This is a genomic window from Pandoraea capi, assembly GCF_902459735.1.
GTDB classification, from domain to species: Bacteria; Pseudomonadota; Gammaproteobacteria; order Burkholderiales; family Burkholderiaceae; genus Pandoraea; species Pandoraea capi.
Genome location: NZ_CABPRV010000005.1, coordinates 105,090 through 127,644, shown reverse-complemented (window position 1 = coordinate 127,644; position 22,555 = coordinate 105,090). Strand labels below are relative to the sequence as shown.

Here is a 22,555-nt window from a genome sequence, read left to right as displayed (position 1 = left end):
ACGTGCTTACCAGGTCAGCACGATCTTGCCGACGTGCGTGCTTGTTTCCATCAATGCGTGGGCCTTGTCCGCCTGTTCGGCCGGAAACGTCTGATAAATCACCGGACGAATCTTGCCCGCCGCGAACAACGGCCACACCTTGTCGTGCAGGTTCTGGGCGATCGCCGCCTTGAACGCCACCGAGCGCGGGCGCAGCGTCGAGCCCGTCACCGTCAGACGGCGGCGCAGCAACGCGCCCATATCCAACGTCGCTTTGCTGCCGCCGAGCAGCGCGATGATCGCGATGCGACCGTCGAACGCCAGCGCCTGCACTTCGCGCGGCAGATAGTCGCCGCCCACCATGTCGAGCACGACGTCTACGCCGCGATCCTTGGTGAGTTCCTTCGTCACGGCGACGAAATCCTCGGTCTTGTAGTTGATACCACGCTCAGCACCCAGCGTTTCGCAGGCGCGCGCCTTATCGTCGGACCCGGCCGTCGCGAACACACGATGACCGAGCGCCACGGCCAACTGGATGGCCGTCACGCCGATACCGCTCGTGCCGCCCTGTACCAGCAGCGTTTCCTTCTCCCCCGCTTCCGTTTCGCCAAGACGTGCGCGATCGAACACATTGCTCCACACGGTGAAGAACGTTTCGGGCAACGACGCCGCCTCGACATCCGACAGCCCCTCCGGCACCGGCAGCACTTGCGCGAGCGGCGCGGCGCAGTACTCCGCGTAACCGCCGCCCTGCACCAGCGCACACACCCGCGAGCCGACCTTCAGGCCCCAGCGGTTGTCGGCGCCATCAAGCGCACCGTCCACGATCTCGCCCGCGACTTCCAGCCCCGGCAGATCCGACGCGCCGGGCGGCACCGGATACTGTCCGATGCGCTGGAGCACGTCCGGACGATTCACCCCTGCCGCACTCACCTTGATGAGCACTTCGCCCGGCTTGAGTTCGGGGCGTGGTCGCTCGGTGAGCTTGAGCACTTCGGGGGCGCCGTACTGGGTGATCTCGATGGCCTTCATCGTGTCTGTCCTCGGTTCTCGGAGCGGCGCCGCGTGGGTGCGGCGCCGCTCATCGTCATGGAATGCGATGGCGACGTGCGAGCACGCACCATCCGTATGAATAATGTCGAGCCGGTACCTTATCACCGACTGCGCAATCGCGTCGGCTGTCAATGCGGGTCGCGCGCCTCGACGAGAACATTCCGCATTTTCGGGACGTCGTCAGACCGGCACTTTCCCGCAACGCGAACGCGGCGCTCGATAACGCACGGCGGCACGACGATGCACCGACATAAAAACCCTTCGGGGAAGCCGCAAGACGACAGCACGACGGCGTCGCAACAGGAGATGTGACTGGCGCGCCGCAACGCTCATCGGGGAACGTTCGCGACGCGCCGGGTTGACCAGCAATCTGAGGGCTTGTCCTGCGCCTGCATCCCCTAGGCGACGCCCTCGCCCTCTTCGTCGATCAGCCCGTGCCGCACGGCGTAGCCGATCAGTTCCGCGCTATCGCCAAGCGCGAGCTTGTGCAGAATGTGCGCGACGTGAGACTCGACCGTGCGTCCGTTCAGATGCAACGCATGGGCGACCTCATTGACGGCCAGGCCGTCGACCAGCATATGAAACACTTCATTTTCACGCACCGACAGGCTGAGATGTCGCGCCTCGTCGTCGCGTACATCGGTTCTCGACCGCGTTTGCGGCCGCCGATGCGATGCTCGCGGCAAATCACGGCGCGCCCCGTCGCACCCCCCTGCGTCGGAAGCCGCCCGCGTGCCCGCACGGCCTCGTCCGCCTTCAAGTTTCATGCCCGCCTCCTCTGAGAAGACTTCCCACCACCCGAACCATCGGCGATATCGGACAGCCTGTGCATCGCCAACGACGGGCGTCGCTCATTGTGCGTCAGACAATTTGTGTTCGTAACTTCAGGGAAGATGATCGCCGCCGCACTTTCGATTGCCTGCGGCTAACGCGCGAGAGGCGACGCCGGTTGCCGGCCCCGTTGGATGGGAACACGTCGCCGCGACGCCATGCCGCCCCGGTGAGTGCCCGCTTACCTTCCGATGGCGCTTACCGAATGCGGCCGGAAGTGCCGGTCGCGTTTTCCCGGCTGAGGACGAAGCGCCCGCGTCCGCAGTGCTTGGCGTCGTACAGGGCGCGATCGGCGGCTTCTAACAGCATGTCGGACGTCCTGTCCTCGCCGCTCGGCACGATGGCCACGCCAACACATGCGCCGACCGAGACCTCGCCCACCGAGAGCATCATCGGTCGCGACGCCGCATCGAGAATCGCCATCGCCGCGCGCTCGACGTCGAGCAAATCCTGGACATCGCGCATGATCACGGCAAACTCGTCGCCACCGAAGCGGGCAATCACATCGCCTTCACGCACATTCGCGATCAGACGCTTCGCCAGACGCCGCAGGAGTTCATCGCCCAGCGCATGCCCCCAGGTATCGTTGACGACCTTGAATCGATCCAGATCGACGAACAGCAGTGCTTGCGCGCCCGCCCCCTCGCGCGCCCGGCGCACCGCGCCCGACAACGCTTGATCGAAGCCCTTGCGGTTGAGCAATCCCGTGAGGTGATCCGTATGCGACTCACGCCGCCAGCGCCGCTCGTTCGAGCGCTCCACCGAAATATCGCGCACAAACACGTGCACCCCGGCCAGCACGTTATGCGAGGCCCACTCCGGTTGATAGCTCACTTCGAAGCATCGATACGACGCATCTTCACCGAAGTCCCACACGAACGTCGCCGCTTCGCCCGCGAGCGCACGCGCCAGATGCGGCGCGAATTCGCGATACAGCGACGGTCCGAGCAACTCGCGCGCCGTGGCACCCAGAATGCGTTCGCGCGGACGCCGCAACCGCACCTCGCACGCCCGGTTCACGAAGGCGAAGCGCTCGCCGCCATCGAGGAACGCCACGAGATACGGCACCCGATCCGCGACCTCCTGCATGCGCCGCACGTTCGCGCGCGCCGCCTCGCGCGAGATCTCCAGCGCCTCGGTCCGGTCGCTCAGTTGCTGCATCATGGCGCGGAAGGTATTTGCGAGCGCGCCGATCTCGTCTGCCCGTTGCACGGGCAGTGACTGCATGGCGCGCATGTCGCCTGCGCTGCGCTCCACGAGGTCGCGCAGCGTGTCGAGCGGACGCAGCAGACGACGCGCGACCCACCACATCACGAGCGCGACGATCCCGATGGCGACAATCGCCAGCAGGAACACCTGACGTCGCACGCGCGAGATCGGGCTGAACGCCTCTGCGCCCGGCAGGACCGCCACGACGAACCACCCCGTCGTCGCCATCGGTGCGCGGGCCACCAGCGGCAGCATATGCACGATGTCGTTCGAATCGCCGTCGCGCACGCCACACAACGTCTGCGATGGCCCGACGGCCGTCAGAATCTTCGCAACGTCGACCTGAATGACGTACCTCGGTGGATTTTCGTTCGAGATGAGGCAATAACGCCCGGTCTCGCCGACACTATTGCTCGCCAGATCGACGATGAAGTTCTGCCGCAGCAAGTTGATGGCGCCGCCCACGACGGCAATGACCTTGCCCTGCGCGTTTGTCACGGGCACGGCAAGCACGACACCCGGCGAGCGCGTGATCTTGCCGGCAATCACGCTGGACGCCGCCTGCGGCGCGCCGGCGAGCAACTGCCTGAAGTAGTCGCGATCGGCGATATTGATGGGCGTGTCGGGGAACGTCGAGTCGTAGAGCATGTGCCCGTCGGGCGCAGCCACGAACAACGTATTGAATGTCTCGGGCATCGACACCGAGAGTTTGGCGAACGTCTCGAACTGCGCGGGCGTCATGGTAGCGGGGTCGCCAATGTTGCGGGCCATGCGGTGGAGCGCAAGAAATTTGGAGCGCAACTTGTCGTCAAGCTGATCGGCGGCAAGTTTGACGTGCGTGTCGAGCTGCGCCTGCATCGCGCTTCGCAACTCGCCATAGACGAAGAACTCGATCCCGACGGCCAATCCAACGATCAATATCATCGAGACGAGTGCGGTCGCCGCTGCGACCCGTCCCTTCAACGACTTCACCATACTGGCCCGAACGAGAGTAACTTTTATCTTGCTTTTGCATATTTTTGCGAGAGCTTACCACCCAAAACGGCACGTTTTCGGGAAACTTGAGAAAAACTCGGCCCCTTCGTGTAACCGACTCACCGACATCGATGTGTGACATCTGCGTGGTATCCGCGCGGTATCGATAGGGATTGAGTAACGGAGGATGTCGAACCCGTCGTAAAATTGCGCATCCAACGCGCCACGATGGTGCGACCCGCCCGATCGACGATTTGACGCAGCGCCAGCCGCCGGCCCCATTGCCGCCCGCCGCGAGACGCATCCGACCGACGATTTGGCCGTATGCATCGTGACCCGACTCGCCCGACCCGAATTCATTCATGACGAGCACCCAAGCGACACCCGCCCCAGACGCATCGACTGCATCGACCGCATCGACGATTGCGCCCACGAATTCCGCTAACGCCGCGGCTCCGGCCATGACGCCGATGATGCAGCAGTACACCCGCATCAAGGCCGAGCATCCGAACATGCTCGTCTTCTATCGCATGGGCGACTTCTACGAGCTGTTCCACGACGACGCCGCCAAGGCCGCGCGCCTGCTCGACCTCACGCTGACCGCGCGCGGTCAGTCCGGCGGTCAGCCGATCCGCATGGCTGGCGTGCCGCATCACGCCGTGGAGCAATACCTCGCCAAACTGGTCAAGCTTGGCGAATCCGTCGCCATCTGCGAACAGATCGGTGACCCCGCCACCTCGAAAGGCCCCGTCGAGCGCAAAGTCGTTCGTATCGTGACGCCCGGCACGCTGACTGACGCCGCGCTGCTCAGCGACAAGGTCGACCAGTACCTTCTCGCCGTCCAGATGCCGCCCGCGCGACGCGCCAGTGAACGCGTCGCGGGGCTGGCATGGCTCTCGCTCGCGAGCGGCGAGTTGCGCCTGATGGAGGTCGCCGCAGACAAACTGCCGCGCGAACTCGAACGCATCCGCCCGGCCGAGACGCTCTTGCCCGACAGTGCGGTCGAAGCCTTCGCCGGGTTCTCGCTGGGAACCACCACGCGCGTGCCCGACTGGCACTTCGACATGGCGGCCGGCACACAACGCCTGCGCGACCAGCTCGGCGTGGCCAGCCTGACCGCTTTCGGGTGCGACGGGCTCGATCCGGCGCTGGGCGCGGCCGGTGCGCTCTTGCAGTACGCCGCGGCCACCCAAGGCCAATCGCTGCGCCATGTGCAAAGTCTGAATGTAGAGCGGGAAGCCGCCTATATTGGCCTCGACGCCGCAACGCGTCGCAACCTCGAACTGACCGAGACGCTGCGCGGCACCGAATCGCCCACGCTTCTCTCGCTGCTCGACACCTGCGGCACGACGATGGGCAGCCGCCTGATGCGTCACTGGCTGCACCATCCGATGCGCGATCAGGAAGTCCCGCAGTCGCGCCAACTGGCGATTGCCACACTGCTCGAAGGCCCTGGCGCCTGGCGCGCGCTCAACACCGAGCTGCGTCACGTGGCCGACGTGGAGCGCATTACGGCGCGACTGGCCTTGCTGACGGCGCGTCCGCGCGACCTCTCGAGCTTGCGCGACGCACTGCGCCGCCTGCCCGAGCTGCACACCACGCTGCGCGCCGTCGAGTCGCGCTCACCGCTGCTGGCGATCCTGCACGAGGATCTCGCGATTCCCGACGGCGCCCTCGCCCTGCTCACCGGCGCCGTTGCCGAGGAACCCGCAGCCATGGTGCGCGACGGCGGCGTCATCGCGCGTGGCCATGACGCCGAACTCGACGAGTTGCGCGACATCTCCGAGAACTGCGGTCAGTTCCTCGTCGATCTGGAAACGCGCGAACGCGCACGCACCGGCATCAACAATCTGCGGGTCGAGTTCAACAAGGTGCACGGCTTCTACATCGAAGTCACGCGCGGCCAGACCGACAAGGTGCCGGACGACTATCGCCGCCGCCAGACGCTGAAGAACGCCGAGCGCTACATCACGCCGGAACTCAAGACGTTCGAGGACAAGGCGCTGTCTGCCCAGGAACGCTCGCTCGCGCGTGAAAAGATGTTGTACGACGCGCTGCTGCAATCGCTGCTGCCGCACATTACCGAGTTCAAGCGTATCGCGCAGGCGCTCGCTCAGCTCGACGTGCTGGCCTCACTGGCCGAACGCGCCGAAACGCTCGGCTGGGTGAAGCCCGAACTGGTGCAGGACCGTGTGGTCGACATCCGTCAGGGCCGCCACCCGGTCGTCGAACAGCAGGTCGAGCGTTTTATCGCCAACGACTGCTCGCTGGGCGACCCTCGCCGCTTGCTGCTCATCACCGGCCCGAACATGGGCGGTAAGTCGACGTTCATGCGCCAGACGGCGCTGATCGCCCTGCTCGCGTACGTCGGCTGCTACGTGCCCGCCGAATCGGTGCGCCTCGGACCGCTCGACGCGATCTTCACACGCATCGGCGCCTCGGACGACCTCGCCGGCGGGCGCTCGACATTCATGGTCGAGATGACCGAATCGGCCGCGATCCTGCATACGGCCACCGATCAGAGTCTCGTGCTGATGGACGAGATCGGGCGCGGCACGTCGACGTTCGACGGCCTCGCGCTGGCATGGGCCATCGCCCGCCATCTGCTCGGCCACAACCGCTGCTATACGCTGTTCGCCACGCACTACTTCGAACTCACGCAGTTGCCCGACGAATTCCCGCAATGCGCGAACGTCCACCTGTCTGCAGTCGAACACGGCGAAGGCATCGTGTTTCTGCACGCCGTGCAGGATGGCCCGGCCAGCCAGAGCTACGGTTTGCAGGTCGCGCAACTCGCGGGGGTGCCGATGCCGGTCATTCGCGCGGCACGCAAGCATCTCGCCTTGCTCGAACAACAGGCGCTCGACCCCGCGGCACCGCAACTCGATCTCTTCGCCCCGCGCGCGGCCGTCGATACATTCAATGCGTTCGATGCATTTGAAGACGAGACCGAGAATTCGGACAATGCCGGTGCAGCTTCCGCGATCAGCGGGGGCGGCGATCGTACCGCAGCACTCGATCCGGCGGCCGAGGCGACACTTGCACGCCTGGCGCAGATCGATCCGGACGACCTGCGTCCGCGTGAAGCGCTGGATCTCCTCTACGAACTGCGAGGCCTGTTGAACGGCCGCACGAACGACTGACGTCACGCCAATGCCAAGCTTGCGTCGCCTGCATCGCCATCGCCCTGCGCCTGCCCCGGCTAGCGCTCGCACCGGTCTGCTGATCGCGTGCAGCGTGACGCTTGCGCTGGCGATCGCGGCCACGCAGGCGTTCGGTTCGCCGGCAAGCGCAAAACCTGCGAGAAAGGCGGCCGCGAAATCGCAGTCCAAGGCACCGGCGAAACCGCCGCCGTTCGAGTTCGCCGTGCTCGGCAACACGCCGCTCAACAGCACCGAAGTTCCGGTCGCGCGCAGCGTGCTGGCGAGCATCGGCGACAGCGATGCGGCATTCGTAGTCCACGCAGGCAATCTCAAGAACGTTGGCGAATCGTGCCGCGACGATCTCATCACCCAGCGCCTGAGTCTGCTCGCCAGTTCCCCCAAACCGATGATCTACGTGCCCGGCGCGAACGACTGGGCGGATTGCGAGCGGGCGTCGGACGGCAGCTACAACCCCGTGGAGCGGCTCGACTATCTGCGAGATCACGCCTTCGACGATGACGCCCTGCTCGGCCCGGGACCGGTCGGCTACGCACAGTTCGATCTCACACGGCAAAGCGACATGGCGCGCTTTCGCCAGTATCACGAGAACGTTCGATGGCTCTATCGCGGCGTGGTCTTCGTCGGCGTCAATCTGCCGGGCAACAACAATAACTACCGATCCGCCGGCGGCCGTAACGGCGAGTTCGAGGACCGCGTCATCGCCACGCGCGTGTGGTTGCAGCACGCACTCGTCTACGCCCAGCAGAAAGACGCCATCGGCATGGTCATCGTCGCGCAGGCCGATCCCGAGTTCGAACCCGTGCGCAGCAGCGGGCTTAAGGGCATCTTCTCGGACCGTAACGGACGTCGCGGCGTCGACGGCTACAAGGATTTCCGCACGCAATTGCAGCGACTGGCCGCGCGCTTCAAGGCACCGATTCTGCTGATCGACAGCGGCAAGACGATGCATCACACGCAACCGCTGCGTGATGCGCATGGCGCATTGGTGAAGTCGTTCACGCAGTTGAGCACCTACGGATCGCCCGCCGCAAACCGATGGGTTCGCGTAACCGTCGATCCCAGGAAGTCGCAGCTGTTCAGCTTCGAAAGCGCAACACTGCCAGCAAACAGTCCGACGGCACCGGCAGTCAATGGCCCTCGCCCCGGGAGCGCGGCCTCCGCATCTAGCCTCACATCGAACGTCCTGACGGGCGCAACGGGCACCGCAGCGTCTGCGCCACAAGCCACGCCTACGATGTCGGCTGCGCCTTATTCCGCCCTCTATCCGGCATCAGGACTCTCTACCAACAGTCCCGCAGTCAGCTCGGATCCGAATCAGGGCGTGATGCCGATCGGCCCGGCACTCCTGCCAAGCGCCGCGTCGCACGCCCCGACACGCGGCAAATAGGCGCCTCGAGCCTGTCGTGGAGCCGCGCACGACACCGGCACTCGAATCACGCTGTCGAGGGCAAAAAGGGCAAAAAGGGCAAACACAAAACACAAACGCCAGTCAGGCGCATCGTCATGTCACGATGCGCCTGACTGGCGCTCATGGTCCCTACAGTCCTGCTACGCTTCGCGATACGTCATACGACGTACCGCGTGAGACGCATCAGTGCAGCGTCGGGGCGTCGTCTTCGTCCTCGTCGACGATCTCGAGACCCGATGCGCCGTGCGCATGCTGGTGCTCGATTTCCTCTTCCGTGGCCTGACGCACGTCCGTCACCTTCAGTTCGAAGCGCAGTGCCATACCCGCGAGCGGATGGTTGCCGTCGAGCACGACCTTGTCTTCGGCAACGTCCGTCACCGTGTAGATGAACGTGTCGGCTTCCTCGTCGCCGTCTTCCGGCGTGCCTTCGAACTGCATGCCGACTTCGAGCGGTTCCGGGAAACGGCCACGCTCTTCGATCTTGATCAGCTCGGAATCGTAGTCGCCAAAGGCGTCCGTCGGTTCCAGTTGCAGTTGCGTTTCAAAGCCTACGTCCTGCCCGTCGAGCGCTTCCTCGATCTTGGGGAACGTGCCATCATAGCCGCCGTGCAGATAAACCATCGGCTCGGCGCCGCTTTCTTCGATCAGGTTGCCCTGAGCGTCCGACAACTTATAAGTCACCGAGACGACGGTATTCTTTTCGATCTTCATCAAACTCTCCGAAAAACAGCCCGCATTATACGCGCAGCCGTATGACAGCGCCCCGGCAGTGGCTGTATCGATTACATCGATTACGCATGACGACCTCTCGCAAGACATCGCCCAAGCGCGACAACCCGCCTCAAACGGCACCTTCATCGCTCCTCGGCGGCCTTGCTGCCGACGCGTTCATGAAGCGCTACTGGCACAAGCGCCCGCTGCTCATCCGGCAAGCCATTCCCGACTTCACTGCGCCGCTCTCGCGTGAAGCGCTGTTCGCGCTCGCGGCACAGGACGATGTGGAATCGCGTCTGATCAGCCATGCCCGCAAGCGCTGGCAGCTCGAACACGGCCCGTTCGACGCCGACGACTTACCGCCGCTCACCCGCAAGCAGTGGACGCTGCTCGTGCAGGGCGTGAATCTTCACGCACCGGCGATCGACGCACTCATGCAGCAGTTTCGCTTTATTCCCGACGCGCGTCTCGACGATGTGATGATCAGCTACGCGACCGACGGCGGCGGTGTCGGCCCACATCTCGATTCTTACGACGTGTTTCTGCTGCAAGCGCATGGCAAGCGTCGCTGGCGCATCGGGCCGCAGCGCGACACCACGTGGCTCGAAGACGTGCCGCTGCGCATCCTCAAACACTTCGAAGCCGAAGAAGAATGGGTGCTGGAACCGGGCGACATGCTGTACCTGCCTCCGGGCTACGCGCACGATGGCGTCGCCGAGGGCGAGTGCATGACATACTCCATTGGATTTCGCGCGCCGCTGGAGCAGGAGATGCTCCAGAACTTCCTGTACTACCTCGCCGAAAACGCAGCGGAACTGCCATTTGCGCGCCACTTCGCCGGTCGATATGCCGACCCGAAACAGCCCGCCGTCAAACATCCCGCCGCACTGCCCGATGCCATGATCGACACCTTGGTGACGCAACTCGAACGTGTGCGCTGGGGGCAAAAGGAAGTGGAGGATTTTCTCGGCCGTTGGCTGAGCGAACCGAAGTCGCACGTGTTTTTCGATCCGCCGGAAAAGCCGCTCGCGACGAGTCGTTTCGTGCAAGAAGCGTCGTCACGCGGATTGATGCTGTCGGCGAAGACGCAATTGTTGTATCGACGCAACCGATACTACGTCAACGGCGAACCGCTCGAAGTGCCCGTCAGCACGCGCGCAACGTTACGCGCGCTCGCCGATCGACGTACGCTGGATGCGAGCGAATGTGCGAATTTCGAGCAAAATAACCAAGAAATCGTTGAAATTCTGTACGATTGGTACGCTTCGGGATGGCTGCAACTCGGGGCGGACTCGAAGGCCATGCGAAAGTTGCGCGCTGTAAGGAAAAAAGCGGGGTAAATGCGCGAGTTTGACGTGACGCGTTGGGGAAAACCCAATATAATTTCTCGCCAAGCAGCTTGCATGACCAAGGGTAATCCTCAATTGCCAATGTCTCGCAATCGGCTTTGCGCTGGCAAGAGCGTATTACCGTAACTAATATTCAATTCGCTTGTCTTCTACCATAAAAGGACGTGATCATGAAGAAGTCTCTCCTCGTCGCTTCGTTGTTGGCTATCGCCCTGACCGCCTGCGGCAAGAAGGAAGAAGCCGCTGCTCCGGCTGCTGACGCTGCCGCTTCGGCTGCTACGGCTGCTTCGGACGCTGCTTCGGCTGCTGGCGCTGCTGCTGATTCGGCTGCTTCGGCTGCTGGCGCTGCTGCTGACACGGCCGCTTCGGCTGCTGGTGCTGCTGCTGACGCCGTTGCTTCGGCTGCTGACGCTGCTGCCAGCAAGTAAGCTCTCGCTGCCGCAAGGCAGTTGAGCAAAAAAAGCCGGTCTTACGACCGGCTTTTTTACGTCTGTACGTTTTGCAGACACCACACAGCGCCGGCTGGACCCGACTCCCTCGTGAGGGGCGTCGCACACAGCGTTAGCACGTCAACCAGTCGAATCCCCCCGCCTGCGTAGCGACCAGGATCTCCGTCGCCTCCGCGCCGATCACCGCCGACATCGCTGCCATCGCCAGATCAGGTGTGTTGTTCTGCTCGCTCAGATGCGCGCAGATGACGCGCTGAAGCTTCGCGCGATCGATGGCCCCGAGAATCTGCGCCGCCGCATCGTTCGCCAGATGGCCATACGTGCCACCGATACGCGCCTTGAGTGATGGCGGATATTTGCTGTTCGCCAGCATTTCGCGATCATGGTTGCACTCAAGCACCAACGCATCACAACCGCCGAGCGTGGCAATCAGATGCGCCGTGGGACACCCGGCATCCGTGAGCACGCCAAGACGCCGTGCGCCATCGGAAAACACGAACTGCAAAGGCTCGCGAGCGTCGTGAGGCACGGTGTAGGGATGCAGTTCGAGATTGCCGACAGCCAGCCGCTCATCGGAGCGACACCAGCGCACGAGCGCGTCGTCGCCCTCGCCCTTGAGCGTAGCGCCGACCTTGACGGCCTGCCCCGTTCCCCAGCTCATGATGAGCGGGATTCGATACTTGCGAGTGAGGGAGAGTGCACTGCCGATGTGATCGGCGTGTTCATGCGTGATGACGATGGCATCGAGCGACGCCACGTCGACCGAGCGCGCCGCCAGGCGACGCTCGACCTCTCGCATCGAGAAACCGCAATCGAGGAGAATGCGTGTCGTGGAGGCGCCTTCCGACGCCTCCACCAGCAGGGCATTACCTTCGCTGCCGCTGCCTAGACTGGCGAACCGCACGCCCCGCCTTAACGGAGCTGGTTGCCGATCACGCTGATGATCGTTTGCGCAATCTGCGAGTTGTCGACGTTACCCTTGTCGTCGAGCACCTGCACACGCGTCTGGCTGTCGCCACGACCTTGTACGTTGACGCTGTACTTCTTGGCCTTCTTCTGATCCTGCACTTCCTTCGCATGGAACAGGCTGTAGAAGAACCCGTTGTCTTTCGCCAGCGATGCCGGATCGACATAGCTCACGAAGTACAGGCCCTTCGCGCGATCGCGGTCGTCCACCGTGAAGTTGCCACGGTCGAGCGCCACGCCCACACGGCGCCATGCACGATCGAACGGCTCGTTGATGTCGAGGTAGGCGGCGTCTGCCGTCTTCACTACCTGCGCCGACGGACCGCTGGCCTTCGCGTTCTCAACCTGCGCCTTGGCCTGATCGGCCTGCGCACCGAAGCGCTGCATCAGCTTGGTCAGCATGATCGCTTCGAGGCCCGGATCGTTCGGTGCCGGCTCCCACTTGGTCGTGTCCTTCTGCGAATTCGTGAACACTTCCACCATGCGACGGTGCGTGATGTAGATGTCCGTGCCGCCGTTCGGGTCACGCTCGACACGCGTACGGAAACGATCGCGTTCGCCGGTCGAGTACAGACCATCGAGCACCTTGCCGAGCAAGTCGCGGATGATGTCCTGATTCAGCTTGGCGCGGTTCTCGGCCCAGTCGGTTTCCATCACGCCGGTATCCGACGAATCGATGGTCAGCACGAAACCGTTTTCCTGCCAGAATTCGCGCAGCGTCGGCCACAGATCGCCGGCCGGCTTCTGGATCACGAGCCAACGCTCGTTGCCATCGCGCACGACCTTCATGCCCGGCACCTCCGGCAGCACCGTGTCGGTCGGATTGGCAGCGACGACCTTCTGCTGACTCTCGTAGTTCGACAACGTGGCGGTGCCGCCCGGGCTCACATACTTGCGGTCGGTGGCCTGTACGTTCGTCAGATCCGGCGGAACGTCGAGCGAGGGGCCGGTCTTCGAGCTCTTGTAGTCGACCTTGTCGGACGACAGGGCGCTCGACAGGGAGCTACAACCGGCAACGAGGGCCAACGAGGCAATAGCGGCCCATGCCAGCACGGGACGAGCTACGGAATTACTGACGATTCGTTTCATGAGTCGCAAAAAAAGGGTGGGCAATCGAACCCGGGTGCCTGAACGACAGCTTAAGCAACAGCAATGTTGGCCGACTTGAGGGCTTTGAGCACCGTGTCCTGATACGGTTGCGCCAGCGGCGTGAGCGGCAGGCGGATGCCCGACGCGATCATGCCCATCTTTTGCAGCGCCCATTTCACGGGGATCGGATTGGCTTCGACGAACATGGCGCGATGCAGTTCGAACAACTTGAACTGCAATTCACGTGCCTTGGCCACATCACCGGCCAGCGCCGCCGCGCACAACTCGTGCATCGCACGCGGGGCCACGTTGGCGGTGACCGAGATATTACCCTGACCGCCCATGAGCATGAGCGCAACAGCCGTCAGGTCGTCGCCGCTATACACGGCGAAGCTCTTCGGGGCGCGCCGGATCAGGTCGATACCACGATCCAGATTGCCCGTGGCGTCTTTCACGCCGATGATGCCGGGCACTTCGGCCAGACGCAGCAGCGTTTCGTTGCTGGCATCCGCCACGGTACGGCCGGGCACATTATAGAGGATGACCGGAAGCTCACCGGCTTCGGCAATGGCGCGGAAGTGTTGATACTGGCCTTCCTGCGTCGGCTTGTTGTAGTAAGGCACGACCTGCAACGAAGCGTCGGCGCCAACCTTCTTTGCATGCTTGGTCAGCTCGATAGCCTCGGCCGTCGAATTCCCGCCGGTGCCGGCAATCACGTGCACCTTGCGCCCGCGCGACTGGCCGGCTTCCGCCGTTTGCTTGACCGCGATCTCGATGAGTTCGCAGTGCTCTTCGACGTTGACCGTCGGCGATTCGCCCGACGTGCCGACGATGACGATACCGTCCGTGCCTTCGTCGACGTGCCAGTTGATCAGGTTACGCAGTGCTTCACGGTCAAGACTGCCGTCCTCTGCCATCGGCGTGACAATCGCGACGATACTGCCTTGAATCGGAGTTTGGGTAGTCATGTTTGATCGAACAATTCAGCGATAAGGGTGGATTGTAGCGGATTACGCTGTCGCCTCGTACAGCGCGGCAGTCCCGGGGTTTTCCCCGGGGGTGGACGCACGCGTCGCACACAGCCGCTGCACACACGCCGCGCGCGGCGCCGGCAACGTGACATCTTCGAAACCCGCAACCCGCAGCCCCGCCTCACGTGCCACGTCGAGCAACTCGCCCGGCGCCAGCAGGAACAGCGGATTGGACGGTTTCCCGTACCTTTCGTTTCCTTGGGCAAAGGTTTCGTAAATCAGGACACCGCCCGGCGCCACACTAGCGGCAATACGCGCGAGCAACGGTCGGTGGAGATAGTTTGTGACGATGACGGTGTCGAACGTCGCGTCCGCAGGTAACGGCCACGGAGCCCCTTCCAGGTCCGCAGACACCGTCGTGACGCCCGCCAGCGTTGACATCGTGGCAAGCGCCGCCTCGTCACGATCGATTGCGGTGACGTTCACGCCACGCGACGCGAGCCAGCGCGAGTGACGCCCATGCCCGCACGCCACATCAAGCGCACGGGTGCCAGGCGCAATCAGATGCGCCCAGCGCATCAGCCACGGCGATGGAGCGCCGGTGCCGTGCATCACATCAGGGACGACAACGCCCGTCATGAGTACTGAAGCCCCATGGCCTCACGCACATCGCGCATGATTTCCTGCGCCGATTTACGGGCCTTCTCGCAGCCGTCGGCCACAATGGCGCGCAGCAGCGACGGATCGTCCATGTACTTCTGTGCGCGTTCGAGCATTGGTTGCTGCTCGCGCAAAATGCCTTCGATGACCGGTTGCTTGCATTCGATGCAGCCGATACCGGCGCTGCGGCACCCGGCCTGGACCCACTCACGCGTATCGTCATCGCTGTAGACCTGATGCAGTTGCCACACCGGGCACTTGTCGGGGTCGCCCGCATCGGTGCGACGCACGCGCGCCGGATCCGTCGGCATGGTGCGCACCTTCTTGGTGATCGATTCGGCGTCTTCGCGCAGGCCAATGGTGTTGTTGTAAGACTTCGACATCTTCTGGCCGTCGAGGCCGGGCATGCGCGAGGCTGGTGTGAGCAGCGCCTGCGGCTCGACCAGAATCAGCTTGCGCGCGCCTTCGAGGTAACCGAAGAGGCGCTCACGATCCCCCATCGACAGCGATTGCGACTCGGAGAGCATGGCGCGCGCCTGTTCGAGCGCCTCGTCATCGCCCTTCTCCTGATACGCGTTACGCAACTCCAGATAGAGCTTCGAGCGCTTGCCGCCGAGCTTGCGTGCAGCCGCCAGCGCCTTCTCTTCGAAACCCGCTTCGCGGCCGTAGAGATAGTTGAAGCGGCGCGCGATCTCGCGCGTCATTTCGACGTGCGGCACCTGATCCTCGCCCACCGGCACATGCAACGCGCGATACAGCAGAATGTCGGCGGCCATGAGCACCGGATAGCCCAGGAAGCCGTACGTCGACAGATCCTTTTCCTTGAGCTTCTCGATCTGTTCCTTGTAAGTCGGCACGCGTTCGAGCCAGCCCAGCGGCGTGCTCATGCCGATGAGCAACGCCAGTTCGGCATGCTCAGGCACCTTGCTCTGGATGAAGAGCGTGGCCTGATTCGGATCGATCCCTGCGGCCAGCCAGTCGATCAGTACGTCCCATACGTTCTGCTCGATGACTTCCGGCGTTTCGTAATGCGTGGTGAGGGCATGCCAGTCGACCACGCAGAAGTAGCACGGATACTCCGACTGGAGCTGAATCCAGTTCTTGAGCACGCCGTGATAATGGCCCAGATGCAAACGACCGGTCGGTCGCATGCCGGAAAAAACGCGTTCGGGGTACATGGTCTAGTTATAGTGTGCAAAAACTTCAGGAAACCAGCGACAGCAACGGCGTGAGCATCCAGACGATCAGGTCACGCCCCCACTGGATCAGCGGCCAGAGCCACACACGGCCAAGCACACCGCTGACGACCAGCGCCATCACGATGAAAAAGCCGTAGGGTTCTACGCGCGAAAGCGTATAGGCTGCGCGCGCCGGCAGCAGCGACACCAGCACGCGTCCGCCATCGAGCGGCGGCACCGGGAACAGGTTGAACATACACATCACGAGGTTCACCACGAGACCGGCCTGCGCCATCATCATGAAGAACGGCTCGCGAACGCCCGCGATTTGCAGCCCGACCCCAACCACGGCCCAGAGAATCGCTTGCACGAAGTTGCAGAGCGGCCCGGCCAGCGCGACCCAGATCGTGTCGACGCGCGGATTACGCAAGCTGCCGAACGCCACGGGCACCGGTTTGGCGTAGCCGAACAGGAATGCGCCGCTGGTCATGAAATAGAGCGCCAACGGCACGAGAATCGTGCCGATCGGGTCGATGTGCTTGAGGGGATTGAGCGTCACGCGCCCCATCAGGAACGCAGTGGGATCGCCGAAGTGCTTCGCGACATAGCCGTGGGCGGCCTCGTGCAATGTAATCGCAAAGAGGACGGGGAGCGCGTAGACCGCAATGGTCTGGATCAGGTCAGCATTCATAGCCGGCTATTGTAACAAGCAGACCTGCACGCCAGTATTACCCTCCCTTACAAAGATTCGGGCGCCCGCGAAGGCGAGCATGCGCCGCTTCCCATTCACCGCGCCCAATGGGTTCAGGACAGTCCGAACGGCGCCAGCGATCCGCGACCGCGACGCAGCACTTCCGGCGGCGTCACCGTCAGATCGACCACCGTCGACGGCTCCTTGGGACACGCACCGCCGTCGATCACGAGATCCAGCTGCTTTTCGAGCCGCTCGCGAATCTCCTCCGGGTCGTTCAGCGGCTCGGTTTCATCCGGCAGGATCAACGTCGTGGCCAGTAACGGCTGCCCGAGTTCTTCGAGCAACGCCAGCGTGATCGCGTGCTCCGGCACGCGCAGACCGATCGTCTTTCGCGACGGATGCGAGAGGCGCCGCGGCACTTCTTTCGTCGCTTCAAGAATGAAGACGTACGGCCCCGGCGTCGTGGCCTTGATCAACCGGTACTGCCGGTTGTCGACGATGGCGAACTCAGCCAGCTCGGACAGATCGCGCACGAGCAACGAGAGCATCTGCTTCTCGTCGAGCCCGCGAATGCGACGCAAGCGCTCTACGGCATGCTTGTCGTCGATGTGACACGCGATCGCATAGCTCGAATCGGTCGGCAACGCCACGATGCCGCCCTTGTCGATAATCTGTACGGCTTGCTTGATGAGACGTGACTGAGGATTTTCCGGGTGAATCTGGAAGAATTGCGACATGTTGTCGGAGAGTTACTGCCAGCGGCTCCAGACCGGTGTGAGATCGTCGGGCAACGCAGGCAACTTGCCGAGCAGCGCGCGGCTCTCGGTCGGTCCATGGAAATCCGAGCCGCGCGAGGCCAGAAAACCGTATTGACGCGCGACATCGGCATACTCTCGGTACTGATCCGGCGTATGACTGCCGGTGACCACTTCGATGGCTTCGCCACCCAGATCACGGAACTGATCGAACAACGCCCCGAATTCGAGCGGCGTGAACTTATACCGGCCCGGGTGCGCCACGACCGCAATGCCGCCCGCGCCCCGAATCCACTTGACGGATTCTTCGAGCGTAGCCCATCGATGCGGCACATAACCGGGACGGCCTTCCGAAAGGTACTTCGCAAACACGTCGGAGACCGACGCGCATTTGCCGATGTCCACCAGAAACCGTGCGAAGTGCGTGCGAGAAATCAAGTCGGGATTACCGACAAAGCGCAACGCCCCTTCATAGGCCCCAGGGATACCGGCCGCGGCCAACTGCTCGCTCATCAGTTGCGCCCGCGCTGCCCGGCCGCCGCGCGTTGCCGCGAGGCCATCGATCAGCGTGGGATTATCGGGATCGATATTCAATCCGACGATGTGCACCGTGCGGTTCGCCCACGTAATCGAAATCTCGACGCCGCCGACATAGCGCATGCCCAGCGCTTCGGCCGCCGCACGTGCTTCGCGTTGCCCGCCGATCTCGTCGTGATCCGTCAGCGCCCATAGGTCGACGCCGGCCTCGAAAGCGACCTGCGCCACTTCGGACGGCGACAGCGTGCCGTCCGACACCTTGGAATGACAATGAAGATCCGCGTTGAGCATGATGAGCCGCCGGGTGAGGGTGCCGTGGCATCGCAAAGACTTCTGGCCCGTCCGACACCGGCGTATGACGTGGTAATGACGCCTTCATTCTACCGCTCAAGTGCACGCGACGCGAGTTGCCTGCAATGACGGCCCCGCCTCACGCCAAGGCTGGCCTAGCAATCGACTGACGGGCGCCGCACTCCCCCACGCATCGCGGCACATCACATCACTTCACAGCACTTCCCGATCAATCGCGGCAAAACGCCTCGATGAGGCGTGCGACGGCTTCCGGCTGATCGTGATGCAACATATGACCGGCATCGGCCACGAACGCTTGCGTCAAATTCGGAAAGACCTCGAAACGCTCGCGGAAGACATCCTTACCCTGCGCCCCGGCGAAATGCTGGAGCACATCCGAATCCGTCGCTTCGACGTTCAGCACCGGGGCGCTTACGTTGCCCCACACCGCCATCGCTTCGTCCAGCCGATAGGGATAGGGATTCGCGATCTTGTGCGCGGCATCGGCAAGCAAATGCCATTGCCCGTCGCGCTCCTGACGGGCCCAGCGCTGCGCCAGCCATTCCGCCCGCTCGGGCGTGAGGCGCGGGTTCGTCTTGCGCAAACGCGCCGCCACGTCGGCGAGCGATGCATACGGGCGCAGCGTCGGCACCGTCTGAATGTCGTCGAGCCAGCGGCTGAGTTGACGGATCGCCGCTGTCGGCGCCGAAGGTGGCAGGCCGAAGCCCTCCAGATTCACGAGACGTCGCACACGCGCCGGCCGCACGCCTGCGTACAGACACGCCGCGTTGCCGCCCATGCTGTGGCCGATCAGGTTGATGGCTTCACCGGGCTCCGTGTAGACGTCGAGCAAGGCGTCGAGATCGGCGAGATAGTCCGGGAACCAGTAGCTGCCTGCGCGCCCGTCCGCGACTGGCCAGTCGGTGAGGCCGAAGCCCCGCCAGTCCGGCGCGAGCACATGCCAGCGTTGGGCGAGCGTCTGCGCAACGAAGTGGAACGAGGCCGACACATCCATCCAGCCATGGAGGGCAAACAGTTTCGGTGCGCCGGGCGTGCCCCACTGGCGGACATGGTGGCGCAGGCCGCGCACCGTCAGGAACTCGGATCGGGAATCGATCATGATGCGGGCAGACGATGAAGATCTGAACGATTGAGGAACGTCGAGTATATCGGTCGCTGTCGACACCCCGGTAGCCGCGTCAAAAACGGCCCCTGCGAGGACGGCGGCGACTCGTCGCTCGCGTTGTGCCTGATACATCCCTACGTCCGAACGTCGACAACATCACGTCGACGGAAGGGCCCCAGACGCATGGACGCCCGGCCGACGGTGTCAGCCCGATTGGGTCACCGTCATTCCCCTGCCTGAAGCGCGGCCAGTTCGGCGTCGTCGAAACCCGCCGCCCGGCGCGCCTCGAGATTGAACGGCCCTCTCAGACGCGGCGCACCGTACTGGGTCGCCAGCCGGGCATAGGTCTCGACAGGCTCGCATCCGGCGCGCTCGCAGCCCCAGCGGTACCAGCGATTGCCGACGGCCACATGGCCGATTTCGTCGCGCAGGATGATATCGAGAATGGCAGCTCCCGCCTTGTCGCCTGCACTGGAGAGCTTCGCCTTGATGGGCGGGCTGGCGTCGAGCCCGCGTGCCTCCAGCGTGCGCGGCACGAGGGCGAGACGGGCCAGCCAGTCGCCGGACGTGCGACGCGCCATGTCCCAGAGACCGTCGTGCGCGGGGAAACACCCGTAGACGTACGTGTCGCCCAGCGTCTTCAGATGCGCGGCCAGTAACGAGAAGTGGTAGGCCTCTTCCGCCGCGACCTGAAGCCAGTCGTCGTAGTACTCGGCGGGCAGCGCATCGAAACGCCACAAGGCGTCGAGCGCCAGATTGATCGCATTGAATTCGATGTGCGCGAGCGCGTGCAGCAAGGCAGCGCGCCCTTCTACCGTCGTCACGGCGCGCTGCTTCAACTCGCGCGGAGATACCAGCGCCGGTGCCGCGGGACGCCCCGGAATCCCCTCGTCTGCCACGCCGTCGGCTGCCTGCACAAACCGGCGTGCCGGATACCAGAATGCGCCGCCGCCACGCACAGCGTCTCGAAGCGCCGTGACGCCTGCGGCTTTCTCGTACGGATCGCAAACGCGCAGCAACTCGAGCGCGCGCGCCCGCGCACAGGACGGGAAGACGGTTGACGTGTCGGATGCGTCGCCCGCATCAGATACGTCGGCGGGGGAAGCGTGGGAAGGCTCGCCGACGGCGATGCTGCGAAGGCCAGGTTCGGCGCCGGGCGTAGGAGTGAAATCGACCATGACGTTACAATAGCGGTTTCGTCGATTTTAACCGCGAACCAAAGCCGCTATGCCGATCTATAAACTTGGAGACAAGACCCCGCAGATCCACGAGAGTGCTTTCGTGGCCGACACTGCCACCATCATTGGCGAGGTGGTGCTCGCCGAGAACAGCAGCGTATGGCCGGGGGTGGCGATTCGCGGCGACAACGAGCCGATCAAGATCGGCATGGGCACCAATGTGCAGGAAGGCGCGGTGCTGCATGCCGATCCGGGTTATCCGCTGACGCTGGCCAATGGGGTGAGCATCGGCCATCAGGCCATGCTGCACGGCTGCACGGTCGGCGAGAATTCGCTGATCGGCATTCAGGCGGTGCTGCTCAACGGCGCCGTCATCGGCCGCGACAGCCTCGTGGGCGCAGGTGCGCTGGTGACCGAACGCAAGACGTTCCCGGACCGCTCGCTGATCCTCGGCGTGCCGGCCAAGGTCGTGCGCGAACTGACGGACGAAGAAGTCGCCACCCTCAAGCGCAACGCCGACACGTATGCAACGCGCCGGCAGGTATTCAAGGAACAGCTGGTGCGCATCGGCTGAACGCACGACCGGCAAGCGTTGCACGCCAGTCGTCCGGCGTGCGGAACGTCGCTGCCGGTGTGTTGAAAATGCGGCGCGCGCCCCCAGATATTGCAGCATTGACGCGCCAAACTTCGGCTTGTGTGCCATGCCGGGCTCGCAGGAATGCGTGCAAGACGAGCGAATTGTCTGATTTTCGTGCGTAAACCGTGTAAATCGGACTCACCGCACGTCTTGCGCCCTCCCGCCTTGCCGGATCGCCTGCCACACCGACCGCCGTTGCCGCATTTTTCAGGAATTCGACCGTGTCCGACCAACTTCAGAAATTCATGTTCGACGCCGCCCCCGTGCGCGGCGAGTACGTCAGCCTCGACGCCACCTGGCGCGCCGTGCTGGATCGTCACGACTACCCGCTGGCCGTTCGCCATCTGCTGGGCGAAATGATGGCCGCCGCCGCCCTGCTCACCGCCAACGTCAAGTTTGATGGCGCGCTGATCCTGCAATTGAAGGGGGACGGCCCCGTCAGCATGGTCGTCGTCGAATGCAATGCCGACCTCACCATGCGCGCCACGGCCAAGTACAGCGGCGAGATCCCCGAAGACGGCACACTCAAGTCGCTTCTCAACGTCAATGGCCGTGCACACTTCGCCATCACGCTCGATCCCCGCGTCAAGCAGCCGGGGCAGCAGCCGTACCAAGGCGTGGTGCCGCTCTCGGACGAGCATGGTCCGCTGCCTGACATGGCGTCGGTCCTCGAACACTACATGCACCATTCGGAGCAGTTGGACACGCGCCTGTGGCTGGCCTCGGACGACAACCACGCCGTGGGTATCCTGCTGCAAAAGCTGCCGGGCCACGGCGGCACGGCGGGTAGCGGCGCCGAACACGCGCCCGAAGAAGACGAGGACACGTGGAACCGCGTTTGCCAACTGGCCAACACGCTCAAGCGCGACGAAATGCTGAGCACCGACCGTGAAACGATGCTGCATCGCCTGTTCTGGGAAGAAACGGTGCGCGTCTTCGACCCGCTGCCGACGGCGTTTCGCTGCACTTGCTCGCGTGAACGCGTCACCAATATGCTGCGCACGTTGGGCGAAGCGGAAGTCATGAGCGTATTCGACGAGCGTCCGAACGTGGAAGTGGCATGCGAGTTCTGCCGCCAGACGTATCACTTCGACAAGGTCGATGCGGCGCAACTCTTTACGGAACAACCGCACGCTGCACCGGCAGGCCAGCATTGATATCGGATCACTGGGAAATCATCGGTGCACGGAACCGTCCGGCGCGCCGATGACTCTCAGTTGGCATCCGGTGAGATGCCGCGCGTCGGCGCTGCGTCTGCCACCACTGCCTGACGCTACTGCTGCCCTGCTACGGGCTTTACGGGTTATCGCACCATGTCCCGAATTGCTGCCAATCCTGCCGC

At 63.6% G+C, this 22,555-nt stretch carries 20 protein-coding genes; 6 read left to right on the top strand and 14 right to left on the bottom strand.

Features of this window, described 5'->3' with window-relative positions; all coding sequences use genetic code 11:
* Positions 1 to 6 precede the first annotated feature (6 nt).
* The 3 genes from PCA20602_RS12430 to PCA20602_RS12420 all read right to left on the bottom strand — a co-directional run bounded on the left by PCA20602_RS12430 (position 7) and on the right by PCA20602_RS12420 (position 3,996).
* The gene (locus PCA20602_RS12430; protein WP_150721500.1) at positions 7 to 1,011 is read right to left on the bottom strand and encodes an NAD(P)H-quinone oxidoreductase; all 1,005 of its coding nucleotides are present in this window, start codon (positions 1,009 to 1,011) and stop codon (positions 7 to 9) included.
* Between the two features lie 419 nt (positions 1,012 to 1,430).
* The gene (locus tag PCA20602_RS26200) at positions 1,431 to 1,799 is read right to left on the bottom strand and encodes a response regulator transcription factor (protein WP_150721499.1); all 369 of its coding nucleotides are present in this window, start codon (positions 1,797 to 1,799) and stop codon (positions 1,431 to 1,433) included.
* 262 nt (positions 1,800 to 2,061) lie between these two features.
* A complete protein-coding gene (locus tag PCA20602_RS12420) occupies positions 2,062 to 3,996 on the bottom strand; it encodes a sensor domain-containing diguanylate cyclase (protein WP_174981057.1) in 1,935 nt (644 codons plus the stop codon).
* Positions 3,997 to 4,508: 512 nt separating this feature from the next.
* Here PCA20602_RS12420 and mutS point away from each other — a divergent pair.
* Both mutS and PCA20602_RS12410 read left to right on the top strand, forming a co-directional pair.
* A complete protein-coding gene (mutS, locus tag PCA20602_RS12415) occupies positions 4,509 to 7,190 on the top strand; it encodes a DNA mismatch repair protein MutS (protein WP_150721712.1) in 2,682 nt (893 codons plus the stop codon).
* A gap of 10 nt (positions 7,191 to 7,200) precedes the next feature.
* Positions 7,201 to 8,598: a hypothetical protein gene (locus PCA20602_RS12410; RefSeq protein WP_150721497.1), complete on the top strand. Its 1,398-nt coding sequence runs from the start codon at positions 7,201 to 7,203 to the stop codon at positions 8,596 to 8,598.
* A 204-nt stretch (positions 8,599 to 8,802) separates the two neighbouring features.
* On the opposite strand, the gene PCA20602_RS12405 is transcribed toward PCA20602_RS12410, so the two are convergent.
* Positions 8,803 to 9,330: an FKBP-type peptidyl-prolyl cis-trans isomerase gene (locus PCA20602_RS12405; RefSeq protein WP_069341654.1), complete on the bottom strand. Its 528-nt coding sequence runs from the start codon at positions 9,328 to 9,330 to the stop codon at positions 8,803 to 8,805.
* 86 nt (positions 9,331 to 9,416) lie between these two features.
* On the opposite strand from PCA20602_RS12405, the gene PCA20602_RS12400 reads away from it, so the two are divergent.
* Both PCA20602_RS12400 and PCA20602_RS25620 read left to right on the top strand, forming a co-directional pair.
* Positions 9,417 to 10,673, top strand: coding sequence for a ribosomal protein uL16 3-hydroxylase (locus PCA20602_RS12400; protein WP_246182143.1), 1,257 nt, complete (start codon positions 9,417 to 9,419; stop codon positions 10,671 to 10,673).
* 179 nt (positions 10,674 to 10,852) lie between these two features.
* Positions 10,853 to 11,110, top strand: a complete 258-nt coding sequence (locus PCA20602_RS25620) for a hypothetical protein (RefSeq protein ID WP_072617452.1) — start codon at positions 10,853 to 10,855, stop codon at positions 11,108 to 11,110.
* Between the two features lie 133 nt (positions 11,111 to 11,243).
* Here the strand turns inward: PCA20602_RS25620 and PCA20602_RS12390 are convergent, their stop codons facing one another.
* The 10 genes from PCA20602_RS12390 to PCA20602_RS12345 all read right to left on the bottom strand — a co-directional run bounded on the left by PCA20602_RS12390 (position 11,244) and on the right by PCA20602_RS12345 (position 20,576).
* Positions 11,244 to 12,035, bottom strand: coding sequence for an MBL fold metallo-hydrolase (locus tag PCA20602_RS12390; protein ID WP_150721495.1), 792 nt, complete (start codon positions 12,033 to 12,035; stop codon positions 11,244 to 11,246).
* 8 nt (positions 12,036 to 12,043) lie between these two features.
* Positions 12,044 to 13,186, bottom strand: coding sequence for an outer membrane protein assembly factor BamC (gene bamC / locus PCA20602_RS12385; protein ID WP_150721494.1), 1,143 nt, complete (start codon positions 13,184 to 13,186; stop codon positions 12,044 to 12,046).
* A gap of 50 nt (positions 13,187 to 13,236) precedes the next feature.
* Positions 13,237 to 14,154, bottom strand: a complete 918-nt coding sequence (dapA, locus tag PCA20602_RS12380; RefSeq protein ID WP_150721493.1) for a 4-hydroxy-tetrahydrodipicolinate synthase — start codon at positions 14,152 to 14,154, stop codon at positions 13,237 to 13,239.
* A 42-nt stretch (positions 14,155 to 14,196) separates the two neighbouring features.
* Complete coding sequence (locus PCA20602_RS12375) at positions 14,197 to 14,796, bottom strand: class I SAM-dependent methyltransferase (RefSeq protein WP_150721492.1); 600 nt, start codon at positions 14,794 to 14,796, stop codon at positions 14,197 to 14,199.
* A complete protein-coding gene (locus PCA20602_RS12370; protein WP_069341659.1) occupies positions 14,793 to 15,995 on the bottom strand; it encodes a tryptophan--tRNA ligase in 1,203 nt (400 codons plus the stop codon). The genes PCA20602_RS12375 and PCA20602_RS12370 overlap by 4 nt, the downstream gene beginning before the upstream one ends.
* A gap of 25 nt (positions 15,996 to 16,020) precedes the next feature.
* Positions 16,021 to 16,686, bottom strand: coding sequence for a site-2 protease family protein (locus tag PCA20602_RS12365; protein ID WP_069341660.1), 666 nt, complete (start codon positions 16,684 to 16,686; stop codon positions 16,021 to 16,023).
* Between the two features lie 113 nt (positions 16,687 to 16,799).
* Positions 16,800 to 17,426, bottom strand: a complete 627-nt coding sequence (locus tag PCA20602_RS12360) for an L-threonylcarbamoyladenylate synthase (protein WP_069341661.1) — start codon at positions 17,424 to 17,426, stop codon at positions 16,800 to 16,802.
* Positions 17,427 to 17,438: 12 nt separating this feature from the next.
* On the bottom strand, positions 17,439 to 18,272 hold the full coding sequence (locus PCA20602_RS12355; RefSeq protein ID WP_150721491.1) for a 3',5'-nucleoside bisphosphate phosphatase: 834 nt from the start codon (positions 18,270 to 18,272) through the stop codon (positions 17,439 to 17,441).
* 229 nt (positions 18,273 to 18,501) lie between these two features.
* Entirely contained in the window at positions 18,502 to 19,392 is an 891-nt protein-coding gene (locus tag PCA20602_RS12350) for an alpha/beta fold hydrolase (RefSeq protein WP_150721490.1), read from the bottom strand.
* Positions 19,393 to 19,622: 230 nt separating this feature from the next.
* Positions 19,623 to 20,576, bottom strand: coding sequence for a ferritin-like domain-containing protein (locus PCA20602_RS12345; RefSeq protein ID WP_150721489.1), 954 nt, complete (start codon positions 20,574 to 20,576; stop codon positions 19,623 to 19,625).
* Between the two features lie 49 nt (positions 20,577 to 20,625).
* Between PCA20602_RS12345 and PCA20602_RS12340 the strand changes: the two genes are divergently transcribed.
* Entirely contained in the window at positions 20,626 to 21,150 is a 525-nt protein-coding gene (locus PCA20602_RS12340) for a gamma carbonic anhydrase family protein (RefSeq protein WP_150721488.1), read from the top strand.
* 284 nt (positions 21,151 to 21,434) lie between these two features.
* The gene (hslO, locus tag PCA20602_RS12335) at positions 21,435 to 22,370 is read left to right on the top strand and encodes an Hsp33 family molecular chaperone HslO (protein WP_150721487.1); all 936 of its coding nucleotides are present in this window, start codon (positions 21,435 to 21,437) and stop codon (positions 22,368 to 22,370) included.
* Positions 22,371 to 22,555 lie beyond the last annotated feature (185 nt).